The organism is Achromobacter sp. UBA5777 (assembly GCF_002418565.1).
GTDB classification, from domain to species: domain Bacteria; phylum Pseudomonadota; class Gammaproteobacteria; order Burkholderiales; family Burkholderiaceae_B; genus Achromobacter; species Achromobacter animicus.
Map to the genome: position 1 here is coordinate 1 of NZ_DIEJ01000239.1, position 14954 is coordinate 14954.

The following is a 14954-nucleotide window of genomic DNA, read 5'->3' on the forward strand; positions in this document are numbered from 1 at the left end:
GCATCCGCTGGCCGCGTCGTGCCGCCGCCCCCGCAGCGCGTGTCCACGGGCGACGCGCCCGCAACACCCCGCTCGGGCGCCGCATCGCGCACACCCGCCAAGCTGGACCTGCCCGAAGAGGAAATCACCTCGACCCGTCTGGACCTGAGGGATTGATCGTGCGCCAGGCCCAGATTCGCCAGATTTTGTTCCTGATCGTCCTGACGGTCATCTACCTCAGTTTTGAACTCGGCTTCAACGCCCGGCTGCTCGACGTGGTGGGCAGCCGCGCCACGCCGCACGATATCGAGGAACTGGAGTTCTTCGGCCGCACCCTGTCCGGCGTCGCCGCCGCGCTGGTGGTGCTGCAGCTGATGCTGACCCGGCGGCTTGCCACCGGCGGCCGGCCGTCGTATCTGAAGATCGCCGTGGCCTGCGTCGTGACCGCGCTGCTCGTCTTCAGCGCCATCAAGATGATGGTGAACGTGCTGGTCGACTCGCGCGACGGCGAGTTCCGCCGCATCGCCACCAACGCCGGGCTGCTGCAACGCTCGCTGGTTCAGGGCGACCTGCATCTGGATGGGCTGGTGGACGACGGCGTTTACGCGCGGCCCGAGGGCAAGGCGTTCCTGGCGGTGTTCCAGGTGCTGCTGTCCAACATCGACAATCTGGACGAGAAGGTCGAACCCAAGAAGCGCCAGGTCATCCGCACCGACCTGCAGCGCCAGATGAAGACCTTCACCTTCGACGACCGGGAAGTCCGCATGACGTCCCCGGGCATCCGCGGTTATCACCAGGTCTACACCAGCGTGATGCAGTCCGTGGCCGAGCGCTGGAAGAAATACGCCGGCGTGCCTGTCCCATCAGACATCGGCCTTGCGCGCGAACAGGATCGTGCGTGGGGCGACTACCGCCGCAACCTGTCGCGCCGTGGCTGGACGCCCGACAGCGTGCCGGCCCGCTACCAAGGCCGCGTGGTGCAGGACGTGCGCAAGCGCATTCCCGTGCCGGCCGGCTGGCAGCCGCACGACCGCGCCACCTTCAATGAAGCGGTCGCGCAGCAATATTGGAAGACCATGCGCAGCCGCACCGTGCATGTCGAGGGCGATGCCATTCCGCCCGGCCTGTCGTACGAAGACTTCGTGGCGCGCCCCGGCGTGCAGAAGCTGCTGCGCCAGACCTTGATGGTGCCGGCCACCATGAGCGTCGCGCCCAACTACACCGACGCCGCCAGCTTCAAGCGGCTGTACGACGGCATGCTGGACCGGGCCGTGGACGAAGCCATGCCGCGCTTTTCCGCCAGCAGCGCGGACTTTGCGCGCGGCGGCCAGCATCAACAGCTGGGCCAGGACGCCGCGCGCGCGGCCATCGTGCCGCCGGTTGCGCTGCTGTTCTCGCTGCTGGGTGCGGTGGGCCACTTCGGCAAGCTGCTTTACCTGATCGTCAAACTCGTCGTCTGGCTGCGCACGCCCGCCGGCCAGCAGCCGGGGCGCACCGCCACGCGCGCGNNAGCGCGCGGCCGGCCTGGCGCTGGTGTTGACGCTGGCCTGCGTCTGGACGGCGTTCTCGTTCATGCAGAACGGCGTGACGCAAAGCGAACTCTTCCAGCAGATGTCGCGCGTGGAAGGCGGGCGCGATGACGAGTCGATCGGTCAGGCGCTGCGGCGCCGCGTGCTGGCCAATGTGGCGCATGTGATCGTCGTGGGCCAGGCCTACACCTATCCTTTCAACGAAGCCGTGCGCACGACGGTGCTGGGCGGCTTCCGGTTCGGATACCACGGCGATGCGAGCTAGCCGTCTGATCGCCGCGCTGCTGGCCGCCGCCCTGCCCTGGTCCCGCGCCAGCGCCGCGTGCCTGGGCATGCAGGTGCATGCGCATCGCGGCGCGCCCGCGCTGCCCGAGAACTCGTTGGCCTCGATTCGTGCGGCTTACGCCGGCGCGTGGGACGGCGTCGAAATCGACATGCAGCGTCTGAAGGACGGCGTCTGGGTGCTGCACCACGACCTGCTGACCGGCAGGACGGTAAGCGGCGTCGGACGCAAGGCCGTGCTGCAACTGTCCAGCGACCAATGGCGCGACGCCAAGTTGACGGGCGCGGGCGGCGGAGCGCCCCCGCCGTTCCTGACCGATGCGCTGCGCGTCGCCGCCGCGCAGCCCGCCAAGACCTTCAATGCGGAACTGAAGGTCGTCTACCGCGACTGCGCGCCGGTTTCCAAGCTGGTCGCCGGCATGAAGGCCGCGCTGCCGCACGGCAACTGGATGATCACGTCCGCCTTTCCCGAGGCGCTGCGCTGCGTGCGCGGCACCGACCGGCAGGGCTATCTGGGCCTGATCGTTTTCGACCCGCGCCACGCGGAGTCCCTGGGCGCAAGCCCCCTCGGCAAGTATGTGTCGCAGCGCGCCACCGCCCCCAAGCTGACGCGCCAGTGGCTGGCCAATCTGGCCGCCACCGTCGGCGCGCCGGTGGGCGTGCACGTGGACGCCTTGACGCTGTCCGCCAACCCGCAACTGCTGCGCGACGCCGCCGCGCAATCCGTGCGCGTCTTCGTGTACGCGGTGGGCGGCGATGCGGCGCTGGCGCAGCAGCTGCGCGCCACGAAGCAGCGCGAAGGCTATCTGCCGTCCGGCGTCATCATCGACGGCGATGCGCAGGCGTTCTGCCGGGCGGTGGGCGGATAGCGTCAATAGGCGGGGGGCTTCGCCTCGCGTCCCGCCGACGCGGCCTGCGCCAGCGCCCGCGTGATGATGCTGGTCGACACGTTGGCGAAATAGCGCGCGCCCATGGCCCCGTACTTTTCCTCGTCCTGCGGCGTCAGCGCGATGATGCCGGAACACTTGCCTGCCCCGGCGATCGCGCGCAGCCCGGCCTCGATGGCGCGTTGCACGGGTGCGGCATTCCAGTCGCTGCCGTGGCCCATTGCGTGCGCCAGATCGTTGGGGCCGATGAACACTGCATCCACGCCGTCCACGGCCGCAATCTCGCCCGCCGCCGCAATGGCCTCGGACGTTTCGATCATGGCGATGAAGCCGATGCCGTCATTGCTGCGCTGCGTGTGCCCGGCGCCGCCGAATGCCCCGTAACCCGCGGCGCGTGTGCTGAAGGCGCTGCCGCGGCGGCCCACTGGCGGATAGTGGATCATGCCGGCGAGGCGCCGCGCCTGCTCGGCGCTTTCCACCATGGGCACCTGCACGGCGCTTGCGCCCATGTCCAGGATGCGCGGCAGATCCTGCTCGAAGCAGCGCACGATCGGCACGATGCCCGTGGCGCGTGCGGCGCGCAGCATGTGCTCGGTCATGCCGAAATCGGCACTGCCGTGCTCGTTGTCAAGGATGATGAAATCGAAGCCGGCATACGCACACATCTCGACGATGGCCGGGCTGGGCAATCCGTTGAACAGGCCGCGCAGCGGCTTGCCACTGCGCAGCATGTCCGGCAGACGGCCGTCCAGCGGGAAGCGGGGATCGGTCATGCAAGTCTCCTGTGTCGGGGCGGGGTCAGTCGGCCTGGATGCCGGCGTCCTTGATCACCTTGCCCCATTTATCGATTTCGCTGCGCTGGAACTGCGAGAACTCTGCCGAGCCGCGGCCGTCGGGCGCCACGCCCAACGTCAGCAGCTTGGCGCGCACGTCCGGGCTGTTGACGATGGCCGCAATCTCGCGTCCCAGCCGCTCCACCACCGGCGCGGGCGTGCCCGCCGGTGCAAAGATGCCCTGCCACGATTGCATCGCAAAGCCCGGCAAGCCCAGTTCGGCCAGCGGCTTGACGCCCGGCAGATCCGCCAGCGGCGTGGCCGATGTAACGCCCAGCACTTTCACCCGCTTGGCATCGATCATCGGACGCGCGGCCGCGACCGTTTCAAACACCATGTCGATCTGTCCGCCGATCAGGTCCACCATCGACTGCGATCCGCCTTTGTAGACGATCTGGCGCAAGCGTGTATTGGAAATCGATTGAAAGAGCTGCCCCGACAGATGCTGCGATGTGCCCGCGCCGGCCGTGCCGTACGTCAGCCCGTCCGGATCGGCCCGCGCGGCATCGATCACCTGCTGCACTGTGTTGAACGGGCTGTCTGCCCGCACCACCAATGCGTTGCTGACCATGCCCACCAGGCTGACGGGCGTGAAGTCCTTGACCGGGTCATAGCCCAGCGACTTGATGAAGAACGGATTGACGGCATGCGTGGTGATGGTGCCGCCCACGATGGTGTAGCCATCGGGCTCGGCGCGCGCCACCTGTTGCGTGCCCACAATGCCGGACACGCCCGGCTTGTTCTCGACGATGACTGACTGCCCGAGACGAGCGCTCAACTGCTCGGCCATCAGACGTGCGACGCCGTCGGACACGCCGCCCGGCGAGAACGGCACGATGTATCGGATGTTCTTGGTCGGCCAGGCGGGCGCGCCGCCTTGGGCGTGGGCCAAGCCGGCGGTCAACCCGATGGCCGCGACGGCGGTCAGGGTGCGTACAAAAATGCTGCGCATGCGTTTGTCTCCTGGAGTCGATGAGCGCGGTCTGTGCGCGCTTTCATTGGGTAGTGCCGGAAAAAGGGGAATAGCGAATCTTCAGGGCCCCGCCCGGACCGTCGCGCGTTCAACCAGGCTGCAGGGAATCACGATGTCGCGCGGCCGCAGCTCGGCCTGCATCTGTTCGCGCAGCAGGGCGACAGTGGCGTCCACCATGGGTTCGACCTGCTGACGCACGGTCGTCAGGCGATACGCGCCCCAGGCCGCCTGCGGCACATCGTCAAAGCCCACGACGGCCACGTCCTCCGGCACGCGCAGGCCCAGCTCCTGACGGAGCACATCCAGCGCCGCAATCGCCATGTGATCATTGCCGGCAAACAGCGCGTCCGGCGCATTGGCGGCAAACATCTTCCGCACGGCGGCCTGCGCCAGATCGAAGTCGTAGTGGCCCACTTCGCGGCAGGCGACGTCGTGGCCCAACTCGGTCAACGCGTCCCGGTAGCCCCGTTCGCGTTCGATGCTGGTCGACGAATCCTCCAGCCCCGCCAGAAATCCAAAGCGCCGGTAGCCGCGCGCCACCAGCAGGCGCGCCACCAGTTGGCCGCCCGCATAGTTGTCGGACGTGACCGAGCTGCTGGCGTGACGTGCCAGGCCGCCCAGGATGGACACCCGATTGAACTGCACCACCGGCACGCCAACTTCTGCGCAACTGCGCGCCACGTTGGACGACAGCATGGCAGACGCCATGACGATGCCATCGACCTGGTATTGCAGGATCTCGGCCAGCACGCCGTCGGCCGCCTCGTCCACCTCTGCGATGAACATCAGCACGTGATAGCCCTCTTTCTGCAGCTTCTGCGACAGCCGCTCAATCACCAGCGGGTAGAACTGGTTTTCCAGATAGCTCATCACCAATGCGACGATGCGGCTGCGGCGGGTAATCAGGCTGCGCGCCAGCGCGTTGGGCCGATAGCCCAGTTTCTGCGCGGCCGCCAGCACCTTGCGCCGCGTCTCTTCGGACACGCTGGCGCCCGGCGTGAACGTGCGGCTGACGGCGGACTGCGACACTTGCGCCAGATCCGCCACGTCCTGCGCGCGCGGCGCCGTCCTCATGCCGCGGTCCATCCTGCATCCAGCATCAGCGCGCTTCCGGTCATCAGGCTGGATGCGTCACTGGCCAGAAACACGACGGCGCCCATCACCTCGTCCAGACGGCCGACGCGGCCCAGCGCGTTGCGCGCACACACCCAGTCCCGAAAGCCGGGCTGCTCCAGCATGCCCGCCGTCATGGGTGTTTCGATGAAGGTCGGGCACACGGTGTTGACACGGATGTTCGCTGCGCCCAACTCCCACGCCAAAGCGCGCGTCATGCCTTCCAGCGCGTGCTTGCTGGCGCAATACAGCGTGCGCCGCGGACTGCCCACGTGCCCCATCTGCGACGACACATTCACGATGGACCCTGCACGGCCCTCCTGCAGCAGGCGGCGCGCCACGGCCCGGCTGGTATAGAAAGCCGCCTTCACGTTCAGGTCGAGCACGGCGTCAATGTCCTCGTCGGACTGCTCGACCAGCGGCTTGGGACGATTCATGCCCGCGTTGTTGACCAGGATGTCAAAGGGCTCGGCGCGCGCGACCGCCTGGTCTACGGCGGCGGAATCCGTCACGTCCAGCACCAGCGGCGCACAGCCGATGCCTTCGGCCCGCAAGGCTTCGCACACTTGCGCCAGTTCCGGCTCGCGCCGGGCCGCCACCGTCACATGCGCGCCCGCGCGGCCCAGCGCGGCGGCCGCCGCCAGTCCGATGCCGCCGCTGCCGCCCGTCACCAGGGCGCGGCGTCCGTCCAGGCGGAAGTCCGGTCCTTTGGGCAGCGCAATCATGCCTGGGCCTCCACCGGCCGATACCACGGCAGGTCGGGGCGATTGCCATAGCGGCGCACGCGGATGTTGGCCTGTTCGCCGTGGCCCGCAAAATTCTCCATGTGGCACAGGCGGGAGCAATACTCGCCCATCGCCGCGCTGGCCTCGTCCGTCAGCACGCGCTGATAGGTGCAGGTCTTCAAGAACTTGCCCACCCACAGGCCGCCGGTGTAGCGGGCGTTGCGGTTCGTCGGCAGCGTGTGGTTGGTGCCGATCACCTTGTCGCCAAAGCTGACGTTGGTGCGCGGTCCCAGAAACAGCGCGCCGTAGTTCGTCATCCGGTTCAGGAAGTAATCGGGATCGCGCGTCATGACCTGCACGTGCTCGAACGCCAGGTCATCGGCCACCTGCAGCATTTCCTCATCGCTGTCGCAGACGATGACCTCGCCGCAATCGGCCCACGCCTTGGCCGCGATGCCGGCCGTCGGCAGTATCGACAGCTGGCGCTCGACTTCGGCCAGCGTGTCGCGCGCCAGTTGCTCGCTGGTGGTCAGCAGCACCGCGGGAGACGTGGGGCCGTGTTCCGCCTGACCCAGCAGATCGACGGCGCACAGCTCGCCATCCACGCTGTCGTCGGCGATCACCAGCGTCTCGGTCGGCCCTGCGAACAGGTCGATGCCGACCCGGCCGTACAACTGCCGCTTGGCCTCTGCCACGAACATGTTGCCCGGGCCGACCAGCATGTCCACGGGCGCCACGCTGGGCGTGCCCACCGCCATCGCCACCACGGCCTGCACGCCGCCCAGCACCAGGATCTCGTCGGCGCCCGCCATGTCCATCGCGGTCACAATGGCCGGATGCGGCTTGCCCTGATACGGCGGCGCCGTGGACACGATGCGCTTGACGCCCGCCACCTTGGCGGTCAGGACGCTCATGTGCGCCGAGGCCAGCAGCGGATATTTGCCGCCCGGGATGTAGCAGCCCACCGCGTTCATCGGCACGTGCTTGTGGCCCAGGACCACGCCGGGATAGGTTTCCACTTCGACGTCGCGCATCGAGTCGCGCTGGATCTGCGCAAAGTTGCGGACCTGGCTCTGGGCGAACGCAATGTCCTCGATCTCGCGCGCCGACAACTGCTTGCGCGCCGCTTCGATCTCGGCACGCGACAGGCGGAAGTCCGCCGGGTCCCAGTTGTCGAACTTGCGGCTGTAATCGCGCACGGCGTCGTCGCCACGGGTTTCGATGTCGCGGATGATGTCTTCGACGGTGGCGCGCACCTTGGCGTCGTCGTCGGTCTTGACGGCGGCGGTCCGGCCGCGCTTCAGATAACGGATCATGGTCTCGGGTCCTGCAAGCGTTGAAAGTTCATCGATGGAGCGCACTTTCAAATCCTTGCATACGTATGCAAATAGGGAGAAACCCGGAGATCGCGCACACGCCGACCCTCGCTTCCACTTGCGCGGGATCGCCCCGCAATCGCGGATGCGCTGTCAGGCTGCCGACAGCCGGGCGCCGGGCGCTTTCGCTACACTCACGGGATTCCGCATCGATGACCGCCGGGCCGGCCCACGCGCAAACGCGAGGCGGACGGCAAGCGGCCGTGCTCACGTCCTCCCCTCATGTCGCATCCCGAATCGTTCAATCTGAAGCAGATCGCCGTGCCGGCGTTCGGCCCGTCGCTGCTATACGGCATCAGCAACGGCGCCATTCTTCCCGTGATCGCGCTCACCGCGCGGGAACAAGGCGCGTCATTCGCAGCCGCAGGTCTCATCGCCGCGCTCATCGGCGTCGGCTCGCTGCTCTCCAACATACCGTCCGCGCTGATCACCGAGCGCTTCGGCGAAAAGCGCGCCATGGCCGGCGCCGCGCTGTTGAGCGTGGCTGGTCTGCTGCTGGTGATCGGCGTGCCGCATCTCTGGGTGCTGGCGCTGGCCATGCTGATGCAGGGCTGCGCGCAATCGGTGTTCCAGCTGGCGCGCCAAAGCTACATGATCGAGGTCGTGCCGCTGACGTACCGCGCGCGCGCCCTGTCCACGCTGGGCGGCACAACGCGCATCGGCACCTTCATCGGCCCCTTCGCGGGCGCGGCGCTGATTCACTTCATCGGGCTGGACGGCGCGTACTGGATTGCCGTCTGCGCCATGCTCGGCGCGGGAATCATCGCCATCAAGGCGCCCGACATCGAACCCTCGCACACCAAGACCACCGGCGCGCCGCGCGCACGCATCGGCGAAGTCGCGCGCGATCATCGCGGCGTGTACGCCACGCTGGGGGTCGGCGTGATGCTGATCAGCGCGCTGCGCGCGTCGCGTCAGGTGGTGATACCGCTGTGGGCAGACCATCTTGGGCTGGACGCCACCACCACGTCGCTTGTTTATGGCCTGGTTGCGGCGGTCGACATGTCGGTGTTCTATCCCGCCGGCAAGGTCATGGACCAGCGCGGCCGCTTGTGGGTGGCGTTGCCGTGCACGCTGTTGATGGGCTTGAGCTTGATGGCGATCCCGCTGACCAGCGGGGTGACGAGCTTCATCCTGGTGTCGCTGCTGCTGGGCTTTGGCAACGGCATCGGGTCGGGCATCGTGATGACGCTGGGCGCGGATGCCGCGCCGCCCGGCGCGCGCACGCAGTTTCTGGGTATCTGGCGGTTCATGGCCGATCTGGGTGCGAGCGGCGGGCCGGTGGCGCTGTCGGCGCTGACGGCGTTGTTGTCGCTGGGTGGCGCGTCGTTTGGCGTGGGAACGTTGGGGTTGGTGGCGGCGGGGGTGTTCTGGCGGTGGCTGCCGCGGCGGGCGTCGGCATAGCGCCCGCCTTCGCTGGCAAGATGTGCTGATCCGCCAGCCACCGAGGGCGCGCGATTTTCGCGGACACTGACCAGCTCACCGCTCAATGTCCGCTCGTCGACGCCATCAATCCCGCGTTGAAAACCGGAGCGGCCTCGCCCGCCAGCGATACATTGATGCAGGCTGGCAGACCGCTGTCGGCGGCCCCCTTCAACGCGTAGGCCAGACCATCCACGTCGCGTGCCGCAAAGCCCGCGCCGCCCAGCGCAGACGCCACGTCGTGATACCGCGCGGTCGGTGAAAGCTCGCAGCCGATCAGCCGCTGCGGACCATAGGTGCGCATCTGGATCAGATGCTCGGCGTTCCAGCGCAGGTCGTTGCCGATCACCGCAATGACCGCCGCGCCTTCGCGCACCGCCGTATCCAGCTCCATCAAGTGAAAGCCGGCGGTGCCGTCGCCCATCATGACGACCACCGTGGCTTCGGGCCGTGCGATCTTCGCGGCGATCGCGTAGCAGACGCCTGCCCCGATCGCGCCGGACATGCCGTTGATGATGCGTACCGGCGCCTGGCAGAACGCCTGCGCCCACTGGCCGAACTCGCCGCCGTCGCAGATCAGGATCGGATCCGGCGCGGACGCCAGGAATGCCTGCACGGCCTCGCACAGCGCGCGCGGGCCCAGCGCTCCCTCGACAGGCGCGGACGGCGCCTGGATCGTCCGGCTACGCAGCGCGTCATCCACCTGTTCCTGCCACGCCAGACGCTCGGCCGACGCTTGCCCCGCCCGTATCGCGGCTAGCGCCGCAACCGGGTCGGCTTGGAACGCCAACACCAGACGCTCGCCGAGGAGACGGCCCGCGCGTTCCAGCATCGCGGGATCCGGGTCGATCACCGCGACGCGTGCATTGTCGCCAATCGCGCCCGTGCCGCCGAATCCCAGCGTGAAGTCCAGGCACTTTCCCGCCAGAACGATCAGATCCGCGCTTGGCATGATGCCGGCCAACGTGCCCAGCGAGGGGTCCTTCAGCCCGCGCGGGCTTTCCATCGGAATGATGCGCAGGCCCAGCGCGGCTTCCGCGGCCGCCCGGGCGGAACGGCCGTGCGACCGCGCGCTCGTCGGTCCCCCCAATACCAACGGGCGGCGGGCGGCATTCAACAGTTCAGCCAGTTGACCCACATGCGCCGCATCCGGCGCGACAGCCAGCCGATCTGCGGGCGCCTCGGGCAGATCCGCGATGCCCGATTCGACAGTCAGCAGATCAAACGGAAGCGCCACGTGGACAGGGCCGCGACGAGGCGCAAGCGCCTGCGTCATGGCATCTTCAAGCGCGGGGCAAAGTTCTGCCGCGGACTGCGGACGCACCGACAACTTGGTCAATGGCCGGGTGATGGCGACCTGGTCCAGCTCCTGGAACGCACCCGAGCCATCTTCCGACACCGACGAATCGCCCGAGATAAGCAGCACCGGGCTTTCCGCCTGCGAAGCCGAGTACAGCGGCGCGAGCCCATTGGTCAGGCCCGGCGCCGCCGTGACCATGGCCACGCCGAGCTCGCCCGTGATCTGCGACCACGCATCGGCCATGTAGACGGCAGCCGCTTCGTGCCGCACGTGAACGATGCGGATGCCGGCGTCGATGCACGCATCGTAGAGCGGCATGATCTGATTGCCCGACAGGCTGAAGATGGTGGTGACGCCCCGACGGCGAAGCGAGCGGATGATCAGTTCAGAACCCAGCACGTGCGTCTCCTTGAAATTGTGTTTTGGACTTATGCCACCGACAGCGCTTGCGACAGCGCATGCTTGACGAATCGCGCGCCGCCGCTCATGCCCCTTCCCTGCGGCCATACCAGGCTGAGCGAAAGCGTTCTTCCTGCATTCAGGGGAACTGGGACCAAACCCAAACGACGGGCATATTCCCCCGTCACACTTTCCAGCACAGCCGGACCGCACCCTGCATCCGTCAGCGCGCACGCCGCGGAGAACTGCATCACTTCAATCGCGGGGCGGCAAGACAGGCCAGCCTCCTCCAGCACCTGCGCCGTCAGCGCGCCGACCGGAAGGTGCCGGCTGTGACCGATGAACCGTTCCGACGCCAGCATATCTACGGTGATCGCCGGCAGCGACGCCCACGCGTGATCCGGACGCACGACGCAAACCAGGCCCAGGTCCGCGATCTTTTCAAAGTTGGCGTGCTGATGCGCCCCCGCCCCAAGGATGACGCCCAGGTCGATGCGTTGCGCGATGGCCATTTCGACGACTTCAGCAGCGGTTCCCACGCGCAGCACCACCGACAGTAGCGGATCCGCGTCCTGCAGCTGTTTGAGCACCGCCGGCAGCACGCTCGCGCCCGTGGCGGACACCGTGCCGATGACCAGTTGCTCGCGCCGGCGGTTCCCCAGGCTTTGCGCAAGCTTGTCGACGGCATCCAGCGCCGCCAACGCATGCGTGATCTCGGGCAGCAAGGCTTGCCCGGCCGCCGTCAGCTCCAGCCGGCGGTGGCGCCGCGAAAACAACGTCGCCCCCACCCGGACTTCCAGCTCTTTGAGCATGGCGCTGGCGCCCGGCTGCGTGAGGCTGCATGCCTCTGCGGCCTGGGTCACCGACCCCGTGCGGCAGATCGCGGCCACCAGTTCCATCTCGCGCGGACGTATAAGGGATTTCATATGAAACAGCATCGGCTATGTATTTGACCGTATGCTACTCGAGCGCCAAACTGGACCGATCCCAATCAGCTCGGCATCCATTTTGAAAGTCACTCAGATCAACGGCTACCACCTGGCTTATACACCCGGGGTGCCGCTCGGCAACGCGCGCACGTTCATGCGCAAACGGGAATTTCTGGCGCTGGAAATTCGCACCGACAACGGACTGCGCGGATGGGGGGAAGTCTTCTCCTCGCCGTGGGCAGCGGCGGCCTTGATCCAGCAGCAACTTGGCCCGATCGTGTGCGGCCGGTCGCCGCTTGATCACGGCGCGATCTACGCCGACCTGGTGCCGCGCATCGGCTATGACAAGCGCGGGCCAGCGATGATGGCGATCTCCGCGTTGGACATGGCATTGCATGACATCGCGGCCCGCGCACACGGCGTGAGCATCGCGCAGATGCTGGGCGGCGCAGTGCGGCGGGAACTGCCGTGCTACGCCAGCGGCCCCTTCATTGCCGAGGGCGATGATCCCTATGGCAACTATCCCCTTGAGATCGAATCGCTGCTCAGCCAGGGATTCAAGGCGGTCAAGCCGCGCGCGGGAGTCTCTCCGCAGGCGGATGCCGTCATGGCGCAGCACGTGCGCGCGCTGATCGGCCCGGACGCTGACTTCATGCTCGACATGAACCAGGGCTACGGCACGGCGGCGGCGCGTCTGGCCGCAGCGCTGATTGAACCGGCGCGCCCGCTGTGGATCGAAGAGCCCGTCGCGCCGGAGAACCTGGACGGCTACGCCGCCACCGCCCAGGCAACGGCCTGCGCCATTGCCGGCGGAGAAGCGATTGGCAGCTTGGCCGGCTTCGACGCCTTCCTGCGCGCCGGCGCCGTCAGTGTGCTGCAACCGGACCTAGGCGTATGCGGCGGCTTCACGGGCTATCGCAAGGTCGCGGCCCTGGCGGAAAGCCGGGATATCGCCGTCATGCCGCATGCCTTCGGCACCGCCATCAACTTTCTGGCCTCGCTGCAGATCGCGGCGACACAGATGCCGTCGCGCGGCGGCGCGTGGGCCAACTATCCCTTCGTGGAATACGACGTCACCGGCAACCCGCTCATCGCGCTGGCCGGCCCGGCGATTCAGGCTAACGGATATGCGGCGGTACCCGACGGCCCAGGCCTCGGCATGGATTTCACGCCGGACCAGTTCGAGCCCTGGACCGTGCAGCACTGGCGCATCGAACCCTGACACGCCGCCTGCACGCCCCCTATCAAAACCAGAACAGGAGACAACATGCACAACCTCAATGGCAACCGCGCACGGCTGTCGCGCCGCCGCTTTTCCGCATTGCTTGCGGCGCTGGCCCTGCCAGCCGCGTTCGCGCCCCCCGTACATGCTGCTGACGCCTGGCCCAGCCAGCCGATCACGCTGATCGTGCCGTTTCCACCAGGCGGCACCACCGACGTCACGGGGCGGATCCTGGCTCGCGCGCTGTCCACGCAGCTCGGCCAGTCTGTCATCGTGGAAAACCGCGCGGGCGCCAGCGGCAATATCGGTTCGGCATTTGTCGCACGCGCCAAGCCGGACGGCTACACCCTGCTGATGTCCGGCGTGGGCACCCACGCGGCCAACGCCGCTCTGTATGCGTCCATGCCGTACGACCCGCTCAAGGACTTCACCCATATCAGCAGCATCACCTCCAGTCCAAACGTCATTGCCGTGAACCCCGAGTTTCCGGCCAAGACGCTCGCGGAACTGGTGCGTCTGCTTCGCCAATCGCCGGACAAGTACAACTACGCCAGCCCGGGCGCCGGCTCTTCCGGCAACCTTGCCTTCGAACTCCTGAAGCAACGGGCCGACCTGAAGGTGCAACACATCCCCTACAAGGGCGCCTCGCAGGCGGTGACCGACGTCATCGGCGGGCAGGTCCCCATCCTGGTCATGGTCGCTGACACCCTGGAGCCGCATGTCCGCGCAGGCAAGCTGCGCGTGCTAGCCTCGACCGGCGCCTCAAGAAGCCTGCTCTTTCCTGATCTGCCGACGGTCGCCGAATCCGGCTTTCCGGATTTCGACGCTGTGTCGTGGACGGGGCTGTCCGCGCCGGCCGGCCTGCCGGACGCCATACGCGACCGCTTGTCTGAGGCCACCCGTGCCGCACTGACCGACCCGGAAGTGATCAAGCCGCTGAAGGCCACCGGCAACGCCGTCACCTTGCGCAGCCCTCAGGACTTCACCGCGTTCATTACCGGCGAGATTCAGAAATGGGCAACGGTCGCCAAAACCGCGGGGCTGAAGATGGACTGAGGTGCGGTCTGTCGGCAGATGCTGCATCTCGATTGCAGGATTGCGGCCCGCACAACAGACGCCTGCTGCGCGCAAGCCGCGCTGGCCCCGTCCCCTCGACCCAATTAATAGTATTTCTTATTCGCATTCGGTAGACTGCTGGGCATCTTGCAATCTACCGACTCCCTTTCCCTCCCCGCGGTCGAGCAGCTCTATCGCCATCACCATGGCTGGCTGCAAGGCTGGCTGCATCGCAAGCTGGGCGACAGCGGCGACGCGGCCGATCTGGCGCAGGACACGTTCGTGCGGCTGATGGCCGCGCGTCGGCCGCCCGTGCTGCGCGAGGAGCCGCGCGCGCTGATCACGCATATTGCCAAGGGCCTGCTCGTCGACCATTGGCGCCGCCGCGCGGTGCAACAGGCCTATCTGGATGCCATCGCCCACCTGCCCGAACCGCAGGTGCCGTCTCCAGAAACGGGCCTCATGATCGTGCAGACGCTGGTGGCGATCGACGCCATGCTGCAGCGCCTGCCCGCTGTCACGCGCGAGATGTTCCTGCTGGCGCAGCTGGACGGGCTGACGCTGCAGGAAATCTCCCAACAAACTGGCAAACCCGTGATCACGGTGCGACGCCATCTGCGCAAGGCCTTGATGGCGTGCATGACGGCCGCCGCATGAACGCGCCTGGCGATCTATTGCTGGAGGAAGCCGCCGACTGGGTCATCCGACTGCGCTACGAGACCGCCGACGCGGACACCCGACGCGCGTTCGAACGCTGGCTGGCGCAGGGCGAGGCCCACACGCAGGCCTGGGCCCGCGCCGAACAGGTGCTGGGCGCATTCGAAGGCCTGCCCGCCCCCATCGGACATCGCGTGCTGCGCGCCACCCGCAAACGCCAGGGCCGCCGAGCCTTGCTGCGCGCGGCGCTGGGACTGGGCGTGCTCGCCCCG

Annotated in this window: 14 protein-coding genes; 7 read left to right on the forward strand and 7 right to left on the reverse strand. The window is 67.5% G+C overall.

The features are described from left to right. Window positions 1-1563 precede the first annotated feature (1563 nt). Both B3446_RS19945 and B3446_RS19950 read left to right on the forward strand, forming a co-directional pair. Window positions 1564-1773, forward strand: a complete 210-nt coding sequence (locus B3446_RS19945; protein WP_291384370.1) for a hypothetical protein — start codon at window positions 1564-1566, stop codon at window positions 1771-1773. After that, a complete protein-coding gene (locus B3446_RS19950) occupies window positions 1763-2659 on the forward strand; it encodes a glycerophosphodiester phosphodiesterase (protein WP_291384372.1) in 897 nt (298 codons plus the stop codon). The genes B3446_RS19945 and B3446_RS19950 overlap by 11 nt, the downstream gene beginning before the upstream one ends. Window positions 2660-2661: 2 nt before the next feature. Here the strand turns inward: B3446_RS19950 and B3446_RS19955 are convergent, their stop codons facing one another. The 5 genes from B3446_RS19955 to hisD all read right to left on the reverse strand — a co-directional run bounded on the left by B3446_RS19955 (window position 2662) and on the right by hisD (window position 7637). Beyond that, on the reverse strand, window positions 2662-3450 hold the full coding sequence (locus B3446_RS19955) for an HpcH/HpaI aldolase family protein (RefSeq protein WP_291384374.1): 789 nt from the start codon (window positions 3448-3450) through the stop codon (window positions 2662-2664). Window positions 3451-3475: 25 nt separating this feature from the next. Continuing rightward, complete coding sequence (locus B3446_RS19960) at window positions 3476-4462, reverse strand: Bug family tripartite tricarboxylate transporter substrate binding protein (protein WP_191577831.1); 987 nt, start codon at window positions 4460-4462, stop codon at window positions 3476-3478. Window positions 4463-4543: 81 nt separating this feature from the next. Continuing rightward, window positions 4544-5557, reverse strand: coding sequence for a LacI family DNA-binding transcriptional regulator (locus tag B3446_RS19965; protein WP_291384377.1), 1014 nt, complete (start codon window positions 5555-5557; stop codon window positions 4544-4546). Beyond that, complete coding sequence (locus B3446_RS19970; protein WP_291384379.1) at window positions 5554-6321, reverse strand: SDR family NAD(P)-dependent oxidoreductase; 768 nt, start codon at window positions 6319-6321, stop codon at window positions 5554-5556. Before B3446_RS19970 ends, B3446_RS19965 begins: the two co-directional genes overlap by 4 nt. Beyond that, entirely contained in the window at window positions 6318-7637 is a 1320-nt protein-coding gene (gene hisD / locus B3446_RS19975; RefSeq protein WP_291384381.1) for a histidinol dehydrogenase, read from the reverse strand. The genes B3446_RS19970 and hisD overlap by 4 nt, the downstream gene beginning before the upstream one ends. Window positions 7638-7919: 282 nt before the next feature. Between hisD and B3446_RS19980 the strand changes: the two genes are divergently transcribed. After that, the gene (locus B3446_RS19980) at window positions 7920-9101 is read left to right on the forward strand and encodes an MFS transporter (RefSeq protein ID WP_291384383.1); all 1182 of its coding nucleotides are present in this window, start codon (window positions 7920-7922) and stop codon (window positions 9099-9101) included. An 82-nt stretch (window positions 9102-9183) separates the two neighbouring features. On the opposite strand, the gene B3446_RS19985 is transcribed toward B3446_RS19980, so the two are convergent. Together B3446_RS19985 and B3446_RS19990 are read right to left on the reverse strand one after the other, a co-directional pair. Beyond that, a complete protein-coding gene (locus B3446_RS19985) occupies window positions 9184-10818 on the reverse strand; it encodes a thiamine pyrophosphate-binding protein (RefSeq protein ID WP_291384385.1) in 1635 nt (544 codons plus the stop codon). A gap of 29 nt (window positions 10819-10847) precedes the next feature. Continuing rightward, entirely contained in the window at window positions 10848-11744 is an 897-nt protein-coding gene (locus tag B3446_RS19990; RefSeq protein ID WP_291384387.1) for a LysR family transcriptional regulator, read from the reverse strand. Window positions 11745-11826: 82 nt separating this feature from the next. Between B3446_RS19990 and B3446_RS19995 the strand changes: the two genes are divergently transcribed. The 4 genes from B3446_RS19995 to B3446_RS20010 form a co-directional block, all read left to right on the forward strand. After that, entirely contained in the window at window positions 11827-12969 is a 1143-nt protein-coding gene (locus B3446_RS19995) for a mandelate racemase/muconate lactonizing enzyme family protein (RefSeq protein WP_291384389.1), read from the forward strand. A 45-nt stretch (window positions 12970-13014) separates the two neighbouring features. Continuing rightward, entirely contained in the window at window positions 13015-14025 is a 1011-nt protein-coding gene (locus B3446_RS20000) for a Bug family tripartite tricarboxylate transporter substrate binding protein (RefSeq protein WP_291384391.1), read from the forward strand. A 147-nt stretch (window positions 14026-14172) separates the two neighbouring features. Next, window positions 14173-14682 carry a sigma-70 family RNA polymerase sigma factor gene (locus B3446_RS20005; protein ID WP_291384393.1) on the forward strand — a complete coding sequence of 170 codons (510 nt, stop codon included), beginning with the start codon at window positions 14173-14175 and terminating at the stop codon, window positions 14680-14682. Then, window positions 14679-14954: FecR/PupR family sigma factor regulator (locus tag B3446_RS20010; protein ID WP_291384394.1), on the forward strand; the 276-nt coding region annotated here is incomplete at its 3' end. The genes B3446_RS20005 and B3446_RS20010, both read left to right, overlap by 4 nt.

What these genes read in the sequence shown, in the direction of transcription:
- B3446_RS19950 (WP_291384372.1), top strand. Translation starts at nt 1,763, where the DNA reads ATGCGAGCTAGCCGTCTGATCGCCGCGCTGCTGGCCGCCGCCCTGCCC.
- B3446_RS19955 (WP_291384374.1), bottom strand. Translation starts at nt 3,450, where the DNA reads ATGACCGATCCCCGCTTCCCGCTGGACGGCCGTCTGCCGGACATGCTG.
- B3446_RS19960 (WP_191577831.1), bottom strand. Translation starts at nt 4,462, where the DNA reads ATGCGCAGCATTTTTGTACGCACCCTGACCGCCGTCGCGGCCATCGGG.
- B3446_RS19965 (WP_291384377.1), bottom strand. Translation starts at nt 5,557, where the DNA reads ATGAGGACGGCGCCGCGCGCGCAGGACGTGGCGGATCTGGCGCAAGTG.
- B3446_RS19970 (WP_291384379.1), bottom strand. Translation starts at nt 6,321, where the DNA reads ATGATTGCGCTGCCCAAAGGACCGGACTTCCGCCTGGACGGACGCCGC.
- hisD (WP_291384381.1), bottom strand. Translation starts at nt 7,637, where the DNA reads ATGATCCGTTATCTGAAGCGCGGCCGGACCGCCGCCGTCAAGACCGAC.
- B3446_RS19980 (WP_291384383.1), top strand. Translation starts at nt 7,920, where the DNA reads ATGTCGCATCCCGAATCGTTCAATCTGAAGCAGATCGCCGTGCCGGCG.
- B3446_RS19990 (WP_291384387.1), bottom strand. Translation starts at nt 11,744, where the DNA reads ATGAAATCCCTTATACGTCCGCGCGAGATGGAACTGGTGGCCGCGATC.
- B3446_RS20000 (WP_291384391.1), top strand. Translation starts at nt 13,015, where the DNA reads ATGCACAACCTCAATGGCAACCGCGCACGGCTGTCGCGCCGCCGCTTT.